At 44.9% G+C, this 19,524-nt stretch carries 16 protein-coding genes; 9 read left to right on the top strand and 7 right to left on the bottom strand.

Annotated features, from left to right (window positions below):
- Positions 1–70 precede the first annotated feature (70 nt).
- Together ABXT60_RS05160 and ABXT60_RS05155 are read left to right on the top strand one after the other, a co-directional pair.
- Positions 71–358 carry a hypothetical protein gene (locus tag ABXT60_RS05160; RefSeq protein WP_443631677.1) on the top strand — a complete coding sequence of 96 codons (288 nt, stop codon included), beginning with the start codon at positions 71–73 and terminating at the stop codon, positions 356–358.
- Entirely contained in the window at positions 355–1,977 is a 1,623-nt protein-coding gene (locus ABXT60_RS05155; RefSeq protein WP_443631676.1) for a GMC family oxidoreductase, read from the top strand. Before ABXT60_RS05160 ends, ABXT60_RS05155 begins: the two co-directional genes overlap by 4 nt.
- A gap of 140 nt (positions 1,978–2,117) precedes the next feature.
- Here ABXT60_RS05155 and ABXT60_RS05150 read toward each other — a convergent pair whose 3' ends face one another.
- The 6 genes from ABXT60_RS05150 to xdhA all read right to left on the bottom strand — a co-directional run bounded on the left by ABXT60_RS05150 (position 2,118) and on the right by xdhA (position 11,204).
- Positions 2,118–3,488, bottom strand: coding sequence for a glutamine synthetase family protein (locus ABXT60_RS05150; protein ID WP_443631675.1), 1,371 nt, complete (start codon positions 3,486–3,488; stop codon positions 2,118–2,120).
- 580 nt (positions 3,489–4,068) lie between these two features.
- On the bottom strand, positions 4,069–5,076 hold the full coding sequence (locus ABXT60_RS05145) for an aldo/keto reductase (RefSeq protein ID WP_443631674.1): 1,008 nt from the start codon (positions 5,074–5,076) through the stop codon (positions 4,069–4,071).
- Positions 5,077–5,268: 192 nt separating this feature from the next.
- Complete coding sequence (gene guaD, locus ABXT60_RS05140; protein ID WP_443631673.1) at positions 5,269–6,558, bottom strand: guanine deaminase; 1,290 nt, start codon at positions 6,556–6,558, stop codon at positions 5,269–5,271.
- Positions 6,551–7,387 carry a xanthine dehydrogenase accessory protein XdhC gene (gene xdhC, locus ABXT60_RS05135; RefSeq protein WP_443631672.1) on the bottom strand — a complete coding sequence of 279 codons (837 nt, stop codon included), beginning with the start codon at positions 7,385–7,387 and terminating at the stop codon, positions 6,551–6,553. Before xdhC ends, guaD begins: the two co-directional genes overlap by 8 nt.
- The gene (xdhB, locus tag ABXT60_RS05130) at positions 7,384–9,768 is read right to left on the bottom strand and encodes a xanthine dehydrogenase molybdopterin binding subunit (protein WP_443631671.1); all 2,385 of its coding nucleotides are present in this window, start codon (positions 9,766–9,768) and stop codon (positions 7,384–7,386) included. The genes xdhC and xdhB overlap by 4 nt, the downstream gene beginning before the upstream one ends.
- Positions 9,765–11,204, bottom strand: a complete 1,440-nt coding sequence (xdhA, locus tag ABXT60_RS05125) for a xanthine dehydrogenase small subunit (RefSeq protein ID WP_443631670.1) — start codon at positions 11,202–11,204, stop codon at positions 9,765–9,767. The genes xdhB and xdhA overlap by 4 nt, the downstream gene beginning before the upstream one ends.
- A 146-nt stretch (positions 11,205–11,350) precedes the next feature.
- Between xdhA and ABXT60_RS05120 the strand changes: the two genes are divergently transcribed.
- On the top strand, positions 11,351–11,989 hold the full coding sequence (locus tag ABXT60_RS05120; protein ID WP_443631669.1) for a TetR/AcrR family transcriptional regulator: 639 nt from the start codon (positions 11,351–11,353) through the stop codon (positions 11,987–11,989).
- Between the two features lie 32 nt (positions 11,990–12,021).
- On the opposite strand, the gene sbmA is transcribed toward ABXT60_RS05120, so the two are convergent.
- Positions 12,022–13,272: a peptide antibiotic transporter SbmA gene (gene sbmA, locus ABXT60_RS05115; protein ID WP_443631668.1), complete on the bottom strand. Its 1,251-nt coding sequence runs from the start codon at positions 13,270–13,272 to the stop codon at positions 12,022–12,024.
- A gap of 194 nt (positions 13,273–13,466) precedes the next feature.
- Between sbmA and ABXT60_RS05110 the strand changes: the two genes are divergently transcribed.
- From ABXT60_RS05110 to pcaC, 6 genes are all read left to right on the top strand, one after another.
- The gene (locus ABXT60_RS05110) at positions 13,467–14,504 is read left to right on the top strand and encodes an LLM class flavin-dependent oxidoreductase (RefSeq protein WP_443631667.1); all 1,038 of its coding nucleotides are present in this window, start codon (positions 13,467–13,469) and stop codon (positions 14,502–14,504) included.
- 55 nt (positions 14,505–14,559) lie between these two features.
- Positions 14,560–15,165 carry an amino acid synthesis family protein gene (locus ABXT60_RS05105; protein ID WP_443631666.1) on the top strand — a complete coding sequence of 202 codons (606 nt, stop codon included), beginning with the start codon at positions 14,560–14,562 and terminating at the stop codon, positions 15,163–15,165.
- The gene (locus ABXT60_RS05100) at positions 15,165–15,962 is read left to right on the top strand and encodes an alpha/beta fold hydrolase (protein WP_443631665.1); all 798 of its coding nucleotides are present in this window, start codon (positions 15,165–15,167) and stop codon (positions 15,960–15,962) included. Before ABXT60_RS05105 ends, ABXT60_RS05100 begins: the two co-directional genes overlap by 1 nt.
- A gap of 38 nt (positions 15,963–16,000) precedes the next feature.
- A complete protein-coding gene (locus tag ABXT60_RS05095; protein WP_443631664.1) occupies positions 16,001–17,482 on the top strand; it encodes an aldehyde dehydrogenase in 1,482 nt (493 codons plus the stop codon).
- A gap of 158 nt (positions 17,483–17,640) precedes the next feature.
- Positions 17,641–19,092, top strand: a complete 1,452-nt coding sequence (locus tag ABXT60_RS05090) for an NAD-dependent succinate-semialdehyde dehydrogenase (protein WP_443631663.1) — start codon at positions 17,641–17,643, stop codon at positions 19,090–19,092.
- 31 nt (positions 19,093–19,123) lie between these two features.
- Positions 19,124–19,522, top strand: a complete 399-nt coding sequence (gene pcaC / locus ABXT60_RS05085) for a 4-carboxymuconolactone decarboxylase (protein WP_046485165.1) — start codon at positions 19,124–19,126, stop codon at positions 19,520–19,522.
- Positions 19,523–19,524 lie beyond the last annotated feature (2 nt).

Here is a 19,524-nt window from a genome sequence, read left to right as displayed (position 1 = left end):
GCCACACTGCAAACTACACTATACAATAACACAAGAACCTAAAAAAACTCATAATTTGAACTATATAGTCATGAAAAATAAAGTTATTTTACTGATTTTAGGCGGTCTAGGTTATTCCTATGCACGAAAGTTAATGGGCCACCTCGAGGGATGGGGCGATTTAGGAGAAGCTAACTTGTGGAAAGGCCAATCTATACTGCCCTCCATGTCCAGCCCCTGCTATGGCAGTATCCACGCAGGGCTTCCACCCCCATACCATGTCATCGCTCAAACAGCCTCCTACCAAGTATTTTGTAACGTATGGGCATTGCTATACCTGAGTGGATGTAACCAAAACCGGTTTGGAGTTAACCTATGACAAGCCCCACCCCTGCAGATCATCATTTTGACTACATCATTATCGGCGCAGGATCTTCTGGCTGTGTATTAGCTAACCGGCTTAGCGCAAACCTAAATTGCGAAGTGCTGTTGCTGGAAGCTGGCCCACGTGACCACCACCCATTGATCCATATGCCTTCTGGCGTTGCACTATTACTTAAGCACAAAAAGCTCAATTGGTGTTACAGGTCTGCACCACAAGAAGCTATGAATGAGCGCCAAATCACTATACCCAGAGGAAAAACCTTAGGTGGCTCCAGCGCAATCAATGGCATGGTTCATATACGTGGCCAACGTGAAGATTATGACGAATGGCGCAGCTTGGGGAATGCTGGTTGGGGCTATGACGATGTATTACCGTTTTTTCGCCAGTCTGAAACAAACTTGGGGGCTAATCTTGACTCAGGTTATCATGGCAGCCACGGCCCATTAACCATAAGTGACCGCTCTAGCACTCATCCTTTAAGTGACCAATTTGTTGAATCTGCAGTCGCTACAGGCATGCTTCATAACCAAGACTTTAATGGCAAGCAACAAGCCGGTGCAGGACGCTACCAAGTTGCCCAAAAAGAGAGCAGGCGATGTAGTGCAGCGGTGGCTTATTTGCATCCTATTGCAGATCGTCCTAATCTAACAGTGATCACAAAAGCCCACGTTAGGCGAATTATCATCAAAGACGGCATAGCCCTGGGAGTAAGCTATCAAGTAGACAACAGAGTAAGCCATGCATTTGCTAGTCAAGAGGTGATTCTGAGTGCTGGTACAGTTGGCTCACCTCAATTACTCATGTTATCGGGTATAGGCCCTGCGGATGAGCTATCTAGGCATAATGTAAAAATGCACCTAGACTTGCCTGGAGTTGGCAAAAACCTACAAGACCACCTTAACATTTCTGTATTAGCCCACACCAAAGAAGCTAATAGCCTTTATGGCGTAGACAAAGGTATGGGTGCTTTAACGACAGGCATACGATATTTTTGGAACAAATCTGGGCCAGGGTCCTCCAACGGCGTCGAATGTGGTGCCTTTACTAGCTCTAGCTTTAGCCCCAAACGGCCCGACATCCAACTTCACGTCATACCCTTAATGATATTTCCCGAACCCGTACCTGAAATAAAAGCCCACGGAGTGACTATTCATGCATGTAATTTACGGCCTACAGACGTAGGCGAAATAACCTTGGCTAGCGCTAATCCTAAACATTCACCGATTATTGATCAGCGCTTTTTGCAAACTCAAGGCAATATTGACCGTATGCGTGAATGTATTTATATCTGCCGAGAAGTACTCGCCAGTGGGCCTTTTTCAGACCTTATTAGCCATGAATATTCACCCGGAAATAAAGTGCTCACCGACGCCCAAATTGGTGATTTTATAAAGGCAACTGCAGAAACTGAATACCACCCAGTGGGCACCTGTTCCATGGGTCAAGGTGAGCTATCCGTGGTAGATGCCACATTACGTGTTCATGGCATTAAAGGTTTACGTGTAGCAGATGCATCTATCATGCCTAAAATCATTAGTGGCAACACCAACGCAACATGCATCATGATTGGCGAAAAAGCATCAGCCATGATCATTGCTGATGCGAGTCGCTAGACTCGATTTTAGTGCTGGCACCCATTACTGAAACTGGCCATAAGCTCAGTTATTGTTGCCATCCAAACCCTTTTTAGGGGGCATTGGGCAGCAACAGCATGAACACTAACAATAGCCTGAAAAAATTCAAATCGTGGCTATTAGATTATTTCAAAGTAACGATCCATCTCCCAATCTGAAACATGCTTTCGATACTCTCGTTCTTCCCACTCACGCGACGCCGCGAAGTGATCCACAAACGCATCACCAAATAATTCACGAGCTGCTTTTGATGCCTTAAGACGCTGAGCAGCGTCCCATAATGTGGTGGCAAGCTTAAGGTAAGCTGGATGTTCCTGATCATATGAATTCCCCTTGACCTGTGCCTCGGGCTCCCATTCATTCATGATCCCGTATAACCCAGATGCTAGGGCTGCTGATAGGGTTAGGTATGGATTACCGTCAGCCGACCCTAAACGGTACTCAACTCGTTGGGATTTTTCACTACCAGGAATAACTCGCAATGCAGTAGTACGATTTTCCACTCCCCAGGTGGCATCAGTAGGCGCCCAAAATCCTGGAATAAGTCGCGTATAGCTATTAATAGTTGGTGCGATCATACACAAAAATTCTGGCATTAACCGCTGCTGGCCTGCTAAGAAATGGCGTTGTATTTTACTCATACAGTGTTGTTTATTGGGATCATAAAAAGCAGATCCTGACCCATCTCTATGACGCAGTGATACATGGATGTGCCCACTTTGGCCAGGGCAGTCAGTCGACCACTTTGCCATAAAAGTTGCCATAAGGCCGTTGCGCTGAGCTAGCACTTTCATAAAGGTCTTAAACAACGCACCTTTATCTGCTGCACTTTCCGCTCCATCCACTGCAATTGCAGCTTCAAGCACACCGGGGCCAGTTTCAGTATGTAGCCCCTCAATTGGAAAATCCATTTTCTCAGACATATCCAAGATCTGCTTATAAAGATCTGCATGCACCGTGTTGCGTAGTACCGAATAACCAAACCAATCAGGCGTTAAAGGTTTCAGGTTTTTAAAGCCCTTTTCACGCACACTTTCAGGCGTTTCTTCAAACATGAAAAACTCATATTCTAAGGCAGCAAAAGCATCAAACCCCATTTCTTCACTTCGTTTAATGACTCTTTTTAGAAGACTACGAGGGCAAATTTCTGCACCTTTTTGGGTGAATTCTCCCATAAAAAGTAACATGTTATCTTCAAAAGGAATATCTCTACAGCTTTCCGGAATAATTCTTACTGGCGCGTCTGGGTATCCTGTGTGCCACCCAGTAAAAGACACATTATCATAGGGTTGGTCCTTAGAGTCCCAGCCAAGAACTACGTCACAGAAGGCAAACCCACTTTTTAGAGAAGAAATGAATTTTTCTTTACTCATATACTTCCCACGCATAACACCATCAATGTCGAAAATACCTACTTTGACATGGGTAAGATTGCGCTCATTAATAATTAATATAGCGTCTTCGTTAGTCTTTACGTCTCTGGCTTTCATGTAACATCCTTGCTATTTTATTGTATTTAAATTCGCTCATTATGTTCATTGGTGTGCGCGGCAGGACCACGCAAGTAATTGTTTGCGAAGTCATACTGCCTCATTATTATTCTTACAATCTTCTTCTGTCAATATATTATCGTAATTATATTTACACTAATTTAAACTGTGTAAATTTATTTACAAAAACATAGGCAGTTAAGGTTTTAAAGTCGTTATTTAAGAGCACTAATGTTTGCTGCCTAACCTAATAAATAATCCTATACCTGCTTTGGCTTTTAAACAATTTTGTTGCGCATCTGATCTAAAAGTAGTGGCCGAACCTCATGGTTTATCGATAGATAGATATCACCCAAAGGTCCAGCCCTATGACGCCAAAGAAGCTTTAGATAAACTCACCAAACAGGGGTATTTTGTAACAAAGATCTGGGTGTGAAAAGTTAATATATAAAACACCGTTTTACCCTAATCTATAAATATTTTGATAGCTACACCCATTACCCAACATGTTGCTCACCAACTCATAGACCGCCACCTAAACCTACCACCTACCCTTAGGCAGCTTGTGTATGCAACTGCATTAGTCTTTAGGGTTAAACCGTTCTGTGGTAACTGTAGCTTCTGCTCTATCACTGTATCGTGCACCATGCACTGTGTGTTGGTTAATCAAATCATTAAGCTTTAACATAATGTCTGAATCTAACTCCAGATTATTAGCCACAATATTTTCTTCTAAGTGTGCCAAGTCTTTAGTGCCTGGAATAGCGATGATGTTAGCACCTTGTGCTAATACCCAGGCCAAGGCAAGCTGCGCAGGAGTGCAGCCTTGGCGCTGTGCTAATTTCACATACGCAGGTAATAACGACAGGTTAGCTGGGTAATTATCGGCATTAAAACGCGGCATAGTTTGGCGCAAGTCATGCTCTGCCATCTGCGAAGTATCGTGTAATTTGTTGGTTAAAAAACCCCTCCCTAAGGGACTAAAGGCAACGTATGCTGCGCCAATATTTTGGCTTGCTTTGAGTACTTCGATTTCAGCATTGCGGGTCCATAGGGAATATTCAGATTGGATAGCACTTATGGGGTGTTCTGCGTGCGCTTTGTGTAAATCAGCAGCACTTATTTCTGAAACGCCTACGGCGCCAATTTTTCCCTCACGCTGTAAGTCAGCCAAGGCGCCAATACTATCCTCAATTGGCACATTAAAGTCACGCCGATGTAAATAATAGAGATCGATGTGCTCAGTTTGTAACCGTTTTAGGCTGGCTTCACAGGTCGCACGAATATACTCAGGCCTGCCGTTGATACTTGGCTGGCTGTCTGGCTTTTGGCCAAAACCACACTTACTCGCCAGAAAAAATTCGTTTCGCCGCTGACTAATAAACTTACCAAGCATCGATTCATTATGTCCATGCCCATACACTGCTGCGGTATCCAGCATGGTATAACCAAGGTCTAACGCTTTATTCAAGAATTTTTCGCTATACTCACTGCTGCTTTTTTCACCATAACCATGGGACAAACTCATGCAGCCAAGGCTAACCCCTGATACTGGGCGTTTGGCAAGTAAACGTGTAAGACCTGGCATGTAATTGATTCCTATATAAAAAAGCAGTTGAAAATATATATATTAACTGCCAGTGTCCAGACTTAGCCGTCATTTGTAAAGCAACTGAGTGTTTTTATAGGGGTTTAAAGGGCTTAGAGCAGACGCGTTACATTAGCAAAGAAAATAAGTACTAGGGTAGACATGAATCACTCATAAGGCCCTGGAAGTTTGTTAATTAGAAACCCCCATCACATTAGTTTGAGCAATCACTCGATCGTCACCCAAAGTTTGTAATACAAACAATAAATCACGCCAACCTTCACAATGACTGGTGCGAAACCTCAACAGGTCTGTTGCATTAGGATCTAACAGTAAAAAATCTGCCTCTTTGCCTACTACAAAATTACCTATTTTGTCGTCTATATCTAAGGCTCTTGCGCCACCTAAGGTGGCAAGGTAAAAGCTTTGCTCTGGGCTAAGGTTGTGGCCATTGAGTTGCTGCATCTTATACCCATCTGCTAAGGTTTGAAGCATATTAAAGCTGGTGCCTCCACCTACGTCTGTGCCCATACCTATTTTAATACCATGTTGCTGCATCTTCTGCATTGGAAATAAACCAGACCCAATAAACATATTAGAAGTTGGACAATGGGCAATTGCAGAATCAGTTTGCGCTAAACGCTCACATTCGCTATCACATAAGTGAAGGCTGTGAGCAAACACACTGCGTTTGCCTAATAAGCTAGCTTGGTCGTATACATCTAAGTAGTTTTTTGCCTTGGGAAAGAGTCTTTTTACCCATTCAATTTCATCAGCATTTTCTGCAAGGTGGGTGTGCAGATACACGCCATCATGTTCTGCCAACAAACGCCCTGCTGCGGCTAACTGCTCATCCGTTGATGTGGGTGCAAACCTTGGTGTAACAGCATACTGAAGACGATCAACACCATGCCAGCGCTGGATAAGTTGCTTACTTTGTTCATAACTTGTTTGCGCAGTATCTAGCACCTTGTCTGGCGCATTGCGATCCATCATCACTTTGCCCGCAATAATGCGCATATTGTGTTTTTGTGCTTCGGTAAACAATGCGTCTACAGACTCTGGGTGCACTGAGCAAAATACCAAGGCTGTAGTGGTGCCATTGGTCAGTAATTGTTCAATAAACACTTTAGACACTGCTGCAGCTTTTACTGGGTCTTTAAAGCTAGACTCAACAGGAAATGTATAGGTGTTTAACCACTCCAATAATTGTGTACCGTAGGCAGCAATCATTTCTGTTTGTGGATAATGAATATGGCAGTCTACAAACCCCGGCACCATGAGGTATTGACTGCAATCTTCTACCCTAGACACTTGTTTAGGGGTTAACTCTTTAACCATAGAGTCATAGTCTCCCATTTTGTGCACTAGGCCATGTTTAATCCAAAGTAAGGCATCCAACTGATAATCAACGGCGTTGGCATCCTTATCTGGTTCCCCTAAGCAATGTAACAATGGGCCACGCATTAAACGCTCAGACATACTCTAAACTCTCTTTAGTGAGGTTAGCAGAGCCACCTATAGTTGCCGTTTTATCACTCGTCAGTTTAGAATTTTGATATAAATCCATCACCTTAGCTGCAATAGCAATGGCCACTTCCATGGGTTGTTTACCCCTAATACCTTCTTTACCCATAGGGCAGTTCAAGTGATCAATATCCTCTTTAGAGTAGCCTTTAACGGCTAACCTTTGGCGAAACTTACGTCCCTTGGTGGCTGAACCGATGACACCCAAATAACTTGCATCTGCGCGGTTAAGCACTGCTTGAGTAAGGGCTAAATCTAACCCATGGTGATGGGTCATAATGAGGTAGCAACTTCCTGCCAAGCAATCCACTAGATGATCCTGTGGGTGTTCTTCATGCACACCCACCACACCCGAGGGCAGTTGTTTAGGCAACATATCGTAACGGCCATCAACCCACGTTACTTGAACAGGCAATTGCGCCAGCAATGGCACCAATGCCCGACCAACATGACCCGCTCCAAAAACAACCACAGGCAGTTTAATGGTGCTAAATATTTCGAACATAAGGCTTACCTTGCCACCACAACATTGGCCTAAGCTTGCACCAAGAGGGTAATCAATCATTTGTGTCTTGCCCCCATGGGACAGCATCTGGCGGGCTTGAGCAATCGCTTTATATTCTAGGTGCCCCCCACCGATAGAATCGAACTGGTTATTTTCAGTGACTATAATTTTACTCCCTACCCCTCGAGGCGATGAACCCTGCAAAGCAACAATACTCACCATTACATAGGCTTGGTTTTGTTGTTCACACTGCCACTGTGCAGCAAGCCATGTTTTCATGATGCTTCTACCACTATATTAGGTTTAATCGAATTAGCTGCTTTAAGTGCCCATAATACTCGCTCTGGCGTGGCTGGCGCATCCAACTGGGGATTCACCTGTTCCCCACCAGCAGCCCATACTGCATCGCGCAATGCAGACCACACAGAAATACCATGCATAAAGGGGGGTTCTCCCACAGCTTTAGAGTGAAAAATTGTGGCCTCATGGTTTTTACTGTCTTGCAACAAGGCCACATTAAACTGTTTAGGCGTATCACCAACGGCAGGTATTTTGTAACTTGCACCACCGTTGGTTTGTAGACGACCATCTTGCCCCCATACCAACTCTTCGGTTGTCAGCCAACCCATGCCCTGAATAAAACCACCCTCTACTTGACCTAGATCGATGGCCGGGTTAATGCTTTCACCAACATCATGCAGAATATCAACCCTAGGTATCGTATAAGTACCCGTAAAGGTATCCACTTTTACCTCGCTCACCGAAGCACCGCAGGAGTAGTAGAAGAACGGGTTACCTTTGGCCTGTTCGCGGTCGTAATGAATTTTTGGAGTGCGGTAATAGCCCGTGGCAGACATGGAGATCCGCGCCATATAGGCCTCTTGCGTTAACTGCGCAAAGGAGATGCTATGGTTGGGCCATGAAACATGACCGTCTTCAAATACCACATTTTCAGCATCAACCTGATGGGTGTCTACAATATGATCAATTAATCGTTGCTTAATGGCAAGTGCCGCATTACGGGCAGCCTGGCCGTTAAGGTCTGTGCCACTTGAAGCTGCAGTAGGCGAAGTGTTGGGCACCTTATCAGTGCGGGTTGAAGTCACTTCTATATGCTCTAAGGGTAGCCCTAACTCAGATGCAACAATCTGTGCAATCTTAGTATATAAACCTTGGCCCATTTCTGTTCCACCATGGCTTACTTGCACAGTGCCATCGGTATAGATATGTACTAGGGCACCGGCTTGGTTAAGGAACATCGCAGTAAAGGATATACCAAATTTCACAGGCGTTAAGGCGAGGCCTTTGATGTAACGGCCACCATTTTTTATGGACGCTTGATTGTCTTTTTTTATGGCTTCCCTACGAGCCCAATAGTCACTGGAATGGACTAATTCATCAATAATTCGAGTTAGATCCACACCCTTTACTGTCTGGTGATAGGGTGTAATGTTACGCTGATCTGAACCATATAAATTAGCTTGCCTTATTACCAAGGGGTCTTTACCAAGACGACGAGCAATGTCATCTAGCATCTGTTCTGCTAGCATCATTCCTTGAGGCCCACCAAACCCGCGGTATGCGGTATTTGAGGCTGTATTTTGAAACCAACGATGGCCTGTGATCGTTGCTGCTGGCAAGTAATAAGCATTATCAGTGTGGAACATGGCTCTGTCCACAATCGCATCAGATAAGTCTGCACTACAACCACACAAACCATGGAGATCCGCATTTAATGCAGTAATTTTCCCCTCTGAATCAAACCCTACCTGTGCTTGGTTTACAAAGGGATGACGCTTACCTGTGAGGGCCATATCATCACTTCGAGCAAGGCGCAGTTTAACCGCTTTTTGGTTACGCACGGCTAACAAGGCGGCAAGGCAAGCCCATTGTGCGGCTTGAGTTTCTTTACCACCAAAACCACCACCCATTCGGCGCATATCTACGACAACCTTGTGCATTGGCAAGGCTAATACTTCAGCCACTAACTTTTGCACTTCGCTAGGGTGCTGACTAGAACTGTGGACCAATACACCACCATTATCTTGGGGAATAGCAAGGGCCACCTGCCCTTCTAGGTAAAAGTGTTCTTGGCCACCGACGTGTTGCTCTATACTCAAAGTATTAATTGATTCGCTTAACGCTAGAGCACTATCACCCTTCACTAAGCTATGACTCGGGCGAACTTGCTTTTCAGCTGCTTGGGCTTGCTCCAAGGTTAATAAAGGCGGCGTCTGTTCTATATCCGCTTGGCCTAAGAGGGCAGCTCTGCGGGCAGCATCGCGGCTAGTTGCAGCAACGGCAAATAGAGGCTGGCCAAAGTAGTTGATCTGTTCTTCTACTAATAAAGGGTCTCCCTTAAAAACTGGGCCAATGTCTACATGGCCTGGTATGTCTTTTGCAGTAATAACGTCAACCACGCCATCTGCTGCGGTAACAGCCATTAAATCCTGACGTTTAAGCAGGCCACATGCTACATTGGCCATGCCTACATAAGCGTGTAAACACCCTTCTGGTGCTGCGATGTCATCGATATACAGTGCTTTGCCTGTGAGGTGCAGTCGGGCGCTTTCATGGGGAGTGGGCTTACCCATCACACTGGTATTGGGATGAGTTATATTAGTTGCGTTTTGATGCTTAATATCTGGTAGTTTTCTCATCTCATAGCCTCCTTTAAGAAGCCCTGAATGAGGTTAGCAGTCACTTGCTGACGGTAGGCAGCACTGGCTCTCATATCGTCAATGGGTTGATAGTCTCGGGCAAGCCATAAGGGAACTTGAGCAACAAGTTCCTGTGTTAAAGGTTGACCTAACAATTGGCTTTGAGTCTCATTAGCCATTTTTGGGATGGCGGCCATACCACCACAGGCAATATTAATCTGCGCAATAGCACCATGCGTCAAGGTGATACTCATGGCAACACACGTGGCAGAAATATCATCTTCGGCGCGTTTACTCACTTTCTCCACCGATACCTGTTGACGACTAAGAGGCAAAGGCAATACGACACTGTGAATAAATTCACCAATCTTTAAAGCGGTTTTCTTATAACCTAAGTTAAACTCGCTCAACGAAATAGTGCGTTGGTTTAAACCACACTGAAGGATTAATTTCGCACCCATTACTAGTAATAACGGTGGTATGTCAGCAATAGGAGAACTGTTAGCAATATTACCGACTAAAGTGGCACGGTTACGAACTTGACGGGAAGCAAAGCGTCCCAATAAATCACTCATGGCTGGCAATAGTGCCTGACAGAATGTTTCTACCTCACTTAGCCTCACCCCTGCACCAATATAAATATGGTGGTCGCGCTGTTCAATTGACTGGAGCTCTTTAACGCCAGTTACATCTATTAAACGCTCAATAGACTGAAGGCCATGGGTAATGCCTAGCGCCAAGTCCGTAGACCCTGCTACCAATCGTGTTTTTGGAAAGGCCTCATAGGCTAGGGCTAATTCTTCAAGGCTAGACGGCGCCATATAGGCTTGTGTACGCGTGTCGCGGGCATGAGATTGGGACGCAATACTTTTCAAGTGAGCAAGGCAGTGGTCATAGCCACCCATTTGATTAAACAGAGGATCCATTGTTCGATCCATCGGTGCTAATCGGTCAGCAGCTAGAAGAATAGGCAAATAACCAGTACAGCGGCATAAATTGCCTGATAATGCGAGCTCAACACCATGACGATGTTGCGCAAAAGCTTCAGGCGTAGTTAATTGATTGGCTGGTGTATTGAGCCACCAAACCACTAGTGACATTACGAACCCTGGGCTACAAAAACCACACTGGCTAGAGTGGCATTCCACCATGGCGCGTTGCACAGGATGTAGGTTAGAGTCCTGCAAAACATCAAGGGTGATCACGTGGCAGCCATGGAGGCTGGCCAAGAGTGCAATACAAGCGTTCACACTACGGTACACCGCCTCTCCATGCTCTAGCTCTCCCACAATAACTGTGCAAGCGCCACAGTCTCCTACGGCACAGCCTTCTTTAGTCGCTGTTAAGTGCTGAGACTCTCTTAACCATTGCAATAGGGTGATGTCTGCCGCTGGATCTACTATCTCAATAGCCATTTTGTTTAATAATAGGTGCATTCGCGCTACTCTAAGCTGTAATATACTGTACTAGGGGGTCATCTTCTCAATACCTGTCCACTTAGTCAACTTTTCATTTGACCCTGGATCATGGGTGATATACATTAGCATTATAGCAACTAATCTAGTCACTCATGGCACATCTTATGACCGAAAGCATTTTGAGAGGACCATATAAACCTGGCCGTATAAGGGAACAAAGCCGAGAATTAATTTTGCAAGCTGCCGAAGCAGAATTCGCCTGCCACGGTTTTCGTGGTGCAACTATGCAGCGCATCGCTGAGTCTGCTCAAGTGCCCAAGGCTAACATTCATTATTACTTTTCTAACAAACTGGGCCTTTATGGTGCAGTGTTGGAAAACACGCTCAACCTGTGGGACGCCATATTCAACGAGCTTGCTAGCCACGATGAACCAGCAGACGTACTGAGTTGCTATATTGACGCCAAAATGGATTTTTCCCGTACTCACCCTACGGCCTCACGTTTATTTGCCAAGGAAATGATAAGTGGCGCACCCCACCTAAGCGCATACCTGCAGCAAGATTATCGCCTGTGGTTTAAACAACGCATGAGTATTTTTGAAAGTTGGGTAGCCCAAGGAAAAATGGATGACGTAGAACCAGCCCATGTAATTTTTATGATCTGGGCAAGCACCCAATACTATGCCGACTTTGAGCCACAAATTCTCATTGCTACTCAGACACCAAGGTTAACAGAGCAGTCCTTCACCTCAGCAGCTGACTCTATTAAGCACATCATACTTAAAGGGTGTGGCATCTGTTAAAAGCACACACCCATTAAAAGTATCACTGCGGCTTAATCGCTTTCACCGCTCTCCATGTACTGACGATCGATACCAACTTGAGGCTTTTCATGCAACACACGCTCAAACGACTGTAAACGTTTATGAACAGAAATCAATTCAACAATAGTAGGCCAAGAATTGATCAAATACTGGAACGAGTTACTAACCTGTCCAAACGCCGTCAATATCTGCTGTAAAATACCAAAGGTAATGGTGCCAGCAACGATCGTTGGAATGAGGATAATGTAAGCAAATAAATTGTCTGCCTGTAAGTAAAAACTCCGAGCAACGTTAAAGTACATGTAATGAAAATATAGCCGAAAGTAATTTTTACGCACGTTACCAAACAACTCAGTTAACGTTAATGGCTGCGCACGGTCTTCGTGGTCCTCTCCATAGACCAACTCTTTACGATAGGCTGCTTCAACACGCTGATTGCGAAACTCTAACCCAGGCAGCTTAATACCCACAAACGCCATGAGCATGGTGCCAAAGATCGACCAAAAAATAGCCGCATAAAATAATGGTGAAGCAATAACACCAATAATAGGCAGTTCTGTAACATATTGAGACAGCGACCAGAGTACTGGTAAAAAGGCCACCAAAGTCATAAAGGCATCAACTAAAGACACACCCAAACCTTCCATAATGCCGGCAAAACGCATGGTATCTTCCTGCACTCGCTGCGCCGCACCTTCTACCTGCCTTAACTGAGCCCACCTAGAGGCATAAAATTGGTTCATCGCCATACGCCAGCGAAAGATATAGTGGCTAACAAAGAACCGGGTCATTACAAAAACAATAACCGCCAAAAATGCAATTTGACCAAAGATAATAATAAGGTCGTACAACTGTGTGGCTGTCACGCTGCCTGGTTCTGCAAGTGCGGCCTGAATGCTATCAAAAAATGGTCGCCTCCACGTGTTGATGGCCACTGACACCTGCACCGAAAAATAGGTGCTAAACAAGATAAGAGCCGTGCCAAAAATTGACCACAGCTGCCATTCGTGAGGCGAGATACGCATCCACACTAGGCCAAAGGCCATTAGGGTAGTGAAGTAATAAAGATAAAACCAGAGAAAGTCTGCGCTCACAAAATGGCCCAAACCAAGCACTGGTTCCGCGTCTTCTCCTGGTAGCTCAAAACCTAACAAGGTTCCCAACTGATCTCCCCAGCCATACCAAACACCAATACATAAACTTGCCCACACGATGAGCGTAATAAAAAACCATCGAGGATTAGGGAAAAAAGATTGAAACATAAGAGCCGCCTACAGAACGTTTTAAATGAGATAGATCTCGGTAACCTAAGATTAGACAATTGTACAAAAAATATCTACCTAAGAGTAAACTTGACATGTGAGTAAATTGGTGGAAAGATGCGGTTCGCATGCTTGGTATACCATAATACAAGCACAGTTTTTTGATTGTACGCATAGCTTACGGAGTCTTTGTTATGAAATTTTCTTTATTTGTCCATATGGAAAGATCAGACCCAACTAAGCCCCATAAAGAACTATTTGACGAGTTAGTCGAACTCACACTGATGGTGGAAGAGGCAGGGTTTGAAACTGTGTGGATCGGTGAACACCACATGATGGAGTTTACTATATGCCCAAACCCCCTTAACTTTATGGCCTATCTGGCCCCTATTACCAAGACGATTCGCTTAGGCTTAGGCACTATTGTTGCCCCATTTTGGAACCCTGTTCGTCTTGCTAGTGAAGCGTCACTTGTAGATATGATGAGTAATGGCAGGCTTGACTTCGGCATTGCTCGCGGTGCCTATCAATCTGAATTCGATCGTATGACGGACAAAATGACCGCGAAAGAAGGAGGCGGTCCATTGCGCGAAATGATTCCTGCATTGCAAAAACTCTGGACTGGTGACTACGCCCATGATGGTGAACACTATTCCTTCCCTACTTCTACGGCTATTCCACGTGTTACACAGAAGCCGTTTCCACCAATGTGGGTGGCTGCACGAGAGCAAGAGTCTCATGATTATGCGGTGGAAAGTGACTGTAATGTTATGATCACACCGCTTATCGCTGGTGATGCATCCATAGAACTGGCTTGCGAACGTTTTAAACAAGCCTGTATTAATCACCCAGACAAACCCAAACCACAGCTTTTGGCTTTACGTCACACATGGGTGCATGAAGAAGATGAAGATTGGCATAAAGGAGCTCAAGCCCTGCGCAACTGGTACGCTTATTTTTATGCATGGTTTAAAAATGACCAAGTTCCTGTGGACGGATTTATAAACCCCTTAACAGACACCCAAATGGATGAACTGCCTGGTTTTGGTTTAGATGACTTACATAAAAATCTACTCATTGGCACCCCTTCAGAAGTGACAAAGCGAATTAAGCATTATGAATCTTTGGGTGTGACTCAATTTAGTTTCTGGACCGATAACGGCCTGCCCCATAGTGAAAAGAAAAAATCTCTAAAGTTGTTTATAGACAAAGTTATGCCTAATTTTAATTAACAGCAACACGTCATTTGAATGAAGCGTTAACGCTCGATTTAGTCAGGAATAAAATATGCATTTTGAAGTACGTAAAGTGGTTACCAGCATTGAAGAGATCCGCATTGAAGGTGGTAAATCCACTTCCACACCTATTAAAATGGTAGGCGTAGCTTATGTCATTAAAAACCCATGGGCAGGCCAAGGTTTTGTAGAAAATCTCCGCCCAGAAATTACTTCTGGGTGCTCTGAACTAGGTAAGGAGATGGTAGCTGCCATGTTATCTCACTTCCCCAATGGAGGCGCGATTGAGGCCTACGGCAAAGCGGCTGTGGTTGGCCTAAATGGTGAAATTGAGCACGCCTCTGGCATTATTCACACCTTACGTTTTGGTAACCACTACCGAGATGCCGTTAACGCAAAAAGCTTTTTAAGCTTCACCAATAAACGCGGGCCCGCGGGAACCTCTATTCAAATTCCCATGATGCACAAAGATGATGCTGGTTTTCGATCCCACTACATCACTTTAGAAATGCACATTGAAGACGCTCCAGCCGCTGATGAAATTATTATAGTACTGGGTGGCTCAGATGGTGGACGCGCTCACCCGCGTATTGGCAACCGCTATATTGATATGGAAGAAATTGCAACAGAAAAAACTGCACATCAAACCCAAGCCTAATGTCTTTATTTTGCCCATTAGGCACCCACTACCAAGCATTTGGTAAGCCAAGGCTTGGGAAAAGCAGTGTAGTATTTATCCATGGCGTAGGTTTAGACTTAAGCCTGTGGCAAAGCCAAGTAGATGCGTTAAAAGCTGAACACCATATAATTACCTATGACATGCTTGGCCACGGATTAAGCCCTCATGCACAAACAGACATTGGCCTAAGCACCCTTGCTAAGCAACTAGACAACTTGTTGGATTACTTAAAGCTTAAGCGGGTGCATTTGATCGGCTTTTCCCTAGGGGGCCTTGTAGCAGGAGTATTTGCCACTCAATATATCCATCGATTGCACAGCCTAACCATCATGAGTTCAGTATTTGATCGTAATGAAAGTTTGCGTAAAGCCATTTTAAAAAGAGTGAATGAAGTAGAACAATATGGACCCAGTGCCAATATAGATCAGGCCCTAACCCGTTGGTTTAGCCCACTATATACTAAAAAAAATTCATCCTACATCGCGCAACTGAGGGCCTGCGTGTTAGCTAACCACAAAACAAGCTATAGCCTTTGTTATCGTTTATTTGGTGAAGGTGATAATGCCATGCAAGGTCATTTAAACAAAATCACTTGCCCTACATTAGTCACTACTGGCGAACTAGACCCTGGTTCCACCCCAGCAATGAGCCACGCTTTAGCACGTCAGATAAGCTTAGCCAAAGTGTTTATTTTACCCAATGCGAGGCACATGATGCCGGTAGAGAAAGCCCAAGAAGTCAACAAACTATTGCAACAATTTATTAGTACTAGCTAACTAGTAGTAACGCACCAAAGTAAATTAAGGAGAACCCTATGGCCCTTCGCCACTATCAGATGTTTATCAATGGTCAATGGGTTGATGCCCTAAGTGGTGACCGTTTTGACAGCTTAAACCCTGCTAATGCAAAACCATGGGCTAGTTTTCCACACGCGCAAGATGCAGATGTAAATGCCGCTGTTCAGGCGGCACATAATGCTTTTGAAAACCCTGCCTGGCGTAACTTACACGCTACTGCTAGAGGTAAGCTATTGCGCAAACTGGGAGATTTAATTGCTGCCAACAAGGAACAATTGGCACAATTGGAAACCAATGATAACGGTAAACTCATCCGTGAAACCATGGGCCAAATTGGCTACATGCCAGAATTTTTTTACTACTACGCAGGCCAAGCAGACAAACTTGAAGGCCAGACTTTACCGTTAGACAAAGCCGATATGTTTGCCTATACCCGCCACGAACCATTGGGTGTAGTTGCCGCTATTATCCCATGGAACTCGCCTATGTACTTAACCGCGGTTAAGCTTGCACCAGCACTGGCCGCAGGTAACACTGTGGTACTTAAGCCTTCTGAACATGCTTCAGCCACCATTGTTGAGTTAATGCATTTGGTTAAGCAAGCCGGTTTCCCAGAGGGTGTCGTAAATGTAGTGACTGGTTTTGGTGCTGATACTGGTGCAGCGTTAACTAAGCACCCCCTTGTAAGGCGCATTGCTTTTACTGGTGGTGCCCAGGGTGCCAGAGCTGTGGTTAAAAATAGCGCAGAAAACCTAGCTCAACTAAGCTTAGAACTTGGTGGGAAATCACCCAACATCATCTTTGAAGACGCTGACATTGGCAGTGCAGTGAATGGTGTTATTGCTGGCATCTTCGCCGCTAGCGGCCAAAGTTGCGTAGCTGGCAGCCGTTTGTTAGTTCAGGATGGAGTATATGATGAATTTTTAGCAGCCCTTAAAACCCGGGTTGCTAGTATTATTATTGGCGACCCAATGGACCCAAATTCTGAAATGGGGCCTATGGCCACTCAATCACAATTAGCTTTAGTTGAACGAATGGTTGCCTCAGCTTTAGCAGAGGGTGCGGAACTCGTTCATGGAGGTGAGCGCGCCTGTATAACTAGCGATGGCTGGTATTACCACCCCACTATCTTGGCAGTAGAGAGCAATCAATGTAGCATCATGCAAGAGGAAGTTTTTGGTCCAGTAGCCAGCATCATTCGTTTTCAGGATGAATCAGAAGCCTTAGCCTTAGCCAATGACAGTGAATTTGGTTTAGCAGCTGGCATTTGGACCCGAGATAATGGCCGAGTTCATCGCATGAGTAAAGCCGTACAAGCTGGCATCATTTGGGTTAATACTTACCGAGCAGTTTCACCAATGGGGGCGATCGGTGGTTTTAAAGCAAGCGGATATGGCCGTGAAAGTGGCATCGATGCGGTAAAAGATTATACCCAACTAAAAACTGTTTGGATTAATACCTCTAACGAGCCTATGTCTGACCCTTTTATCATGCGTTGACCCATAGCCCTAAAAATTTAGCCCGTATATAAACCTAAACAAACTATCAAAACGTTTAATATAGGGTACATTTTAATATAACATACAGCTCGTTAGGCACAATGCCACAGAGCTAACCACATAACTACATTGCTATTACTAATTATAGGAACCACATCATGCAACTAACCAATCCTGCGCTATTTCGTCAGCAAGCTTATATTAATGGTACTTGGTTAGATGCCGATTCCAACGCAACAATTGAGGTGACTAACCCTGCTAATGGCGACGTGGTAGGTAGCATTCCAGATATGAATGCTGCAGAAACTGCTCGAGCCATTGAGGCTGCTCGTGTTGCTATGATTAGCTGGCGTAAGCAAACTGCCAAGCAACGTGCGGTTATTTTGCGCCGTTGGTTTGACCTCATTATGGCTAACCAAAATGACCTTGGTAAAATCATGACCTTAGAGCAAGGTAAGCCATTAAATGAAGCGAAAGGCGAAATTGCGTACGCTGCCAGTTTTATAGAATGGTTTGCCGAAGAGGGTAAACGTACTTATGGTGACGTTATCCCTACCCATAAGGCAGATGCTCGTATTATTGTCACTAAAGAGCCCATAGGTGTTGTTGCGGCTATTACACCTTGGAATTTTCCCACCGCTATGATTACTCGTAAGTGTGGCCCAGCATTAGCGGCAGGTTGTGGATTTGTGGTGCGCCCAGCATCTGAGACCCCTTTTTCTGCTTTAGCGTTAGCCGTGCTAGCAGAAGAAGCCGGCATTCCAGCTGGCGTATTTAATGTCATTACTGGCCAACCTCGCCCAATTGGCGCCGAACTCACCAGTAACCCCACTGTTCGTAAACTCACTTTTACTGGTTCTACGGCTGTGGGCAAATTGTTGATGCAACAATGTGCTCCCACGTTGAAGAAAGTATCCCTTGAGCTAGGGGGGAATGCACCGTTTATCGTGTTTAACGATGCCGACCTTGATGCTGCTGTAACTGGCGCTATCGCTGGCAAATATCGCAATGCAGGGCAAACCTGTGTTTGTGTTAACCGCTTTATTGTACAAGAAGGTGTGTACGACGCATTTATTGCTAAGCTTGCAGAAAAAGTAGCCGAACTTAAAGTAGGTAATGGGATGGATGAGGGCGTCACTCAGGGCCCTATGATTAACCAGGGCGCTATTGATAAAGTAAACGCACATATTAAAGATGCTTTGAGCAAAGGTGGTGAGCTGATATGTGGTGGAGATAGTCATGCCTTAGGGGGTACTTTCTTTACCCCCACCATTATTGGCAATGCCACCACACACATGAAAGTGGCTACTGAGGAAACCTTTGGCCCCTTAGCCCCCATTTTTAAGTTTAAAGATGAAGAACATGCTATAGCCTTGGCTAATGACACTGAATTTGGCTTAGCCGCCTACTTTTACACCCGTGATATTGGCCGTGTATGGCGCGTAGGTGAAGCTTTAGAGTATGGCATCGTAGGTATTAATGAAGGCATCATTTCCACAGAAGTGGCTCCTTTTGGCGGCATAAAACAATCAGGCATCGGCCGCGAAGGGTCGCATTATGGTATTGAAGACTTTCTAGAAATTAAATACATGTTAATGGGTGGCTTGTAATAACTTTTTAGGCTGGAAAAAGGATTAATTGATGTCAGATTCAAAACACAGGTCAGAAAAATTTGAAGCCGGCTTAAAAACCCGTAAAGCTGTGCTGGGAGATGCCTATGTGGATGCCTCTATTGCTGCAGCTGACGACTTTACATGGCCCTTGCAGGAGCTTGTTACTGAGTACTGCTGGGACAGCATCTGGAACCGTGACGGGTTACCCCGTAAAACTCGCAGTTTGGTAAATTTGGGGATGATTACGGCGTTAAACCGGCCCCATGAGCTAAAAATCCACATCCGTGGGGCTTTCAACAATGGCTGCACCCAAGATGAAATCCGTGAAGTACTATTACAAAGCGCTATTTATTGTGGTGTACCCGCTTCTATTGATGCTTTTCGGTGTGCCCGTGAAGTATTAGCAGAAATGGCTGCAGAGTCTTAATT

Source organism: Candidatus Njordibacter sp. Uisw_056 (genome assembly GCF_047730085.1).
Lineage (GTDB): Bacteria > Pseudomonadota > Gammaproteobacteria > Pseudomonadales > Balneatricaceae > Njordibacter.
This window is presented reverse-complemented; position numbering and strand designations above follow the sequence as displayed.

Coding starts and splice junctions, on each gene's coding strand:
- ABXT60_RS05105 (WP_443631666.1), top strand. CDS start 14,560: ATGCATTTTGAAGTACGTAAAGTGGTTACCAGCATTGAAGAGATCCGC.
- ABXT60_RS05095 (WP_443631664.1), top strand. CDS start 16,001: ATGGCCCTTCGCCACTATCAGATGTTTATCAATGGTCAATGGGTTGAT.
- xdhB (WP_443631671.1), bottom strand. CDS start 9,768: ATGAGAAAACTACCAGATATTAAGCATCAAAACGCAACTAATATAACT.
- xdhA (WP_443631670.1), bottom strand. CDS start 11,204: ATGCACCTATTATTAAACAAAATGGCTATTGAGATAGTAGATCCAGCG.
- ABXT60_RS05100 (WP_443631665.1), top strand. CDS start 15,165: ATGTCTTTATTTTGCCCATTAGGCACCCACTACCAAGCATTTGGTAAG.
- pcaC (WP_046485165.1), top strand. CDS start 19,124: ATGTCAGATTCAAAACACAGGTCAGAAAAATTTGAAGCCGGCTTAAAA.
- ABXT60_RS05110 (WP_443631667.1), top strand. CDS start 13,467: ATGAAATTTTCTTTATTTGTCCATATGGAAAGATCAGACCCAACTAAG.
- ABXT60_RS05150 (WP_443631675.1), bottom strand. CDS start 3,488: ATGAAAGCCAGAGACGTAAAGACTAACGAAGACGCTATATTAATTATT.
- ABXT60_RS05155 (WP_443631676.1), top strand. CDS start 355: ATGACAAGCCCCACCCCTGCAGATCATCATTTTGACTACATCATTATC.
- guaD (WP_443631673.1), bottom strand. CDS start 6,558: ATGTCTGAGCGTTTAATGCGTGGCCCATTGTTACATTGCTTAGGGGAA.
- ABXT60_RS05160 (WP_443631677.1), top strand. CDS start 71: ATGAAAAATAAAGTTATTTTACTGATTTTAGGCGGTCTAGGTTATTCC.
- ABXT60_RS05145 (WP_443631674.1), bottom strand. CDS start 5,076: ATGCCAGGTCTTACACGTTTACTTGCCAAACGCCCAGTATCAGGGGTT.
- ABXT60_RS05090 (WP_443631663.1), top strand. CDS start 17,641: ATGCAACTAACCAATCCTGCGCTATTTCGTCAGCAAGCTTATATTAAT.
- xdhC (WP_443631672.1), bottom strand. CDS start 7,387: ATGAAAACATGGCTTGCTGCACAGTGGCAGTGTGAACAACAAAACCAA.
- sbmA (WP_443631668.1), bottom strand. CDS start 13,272: ATGTTTCAATCTTTTTTCCCTAATCCTCGATGGTTTTTTATTACGCTC.
- ABXT60_RS05120 (WP_443631669.1), top strand. CDS start 11,351: ATGACCGAAAGCATTTTGAGAGGACCATATAAACCTGGCCGTATAAGG.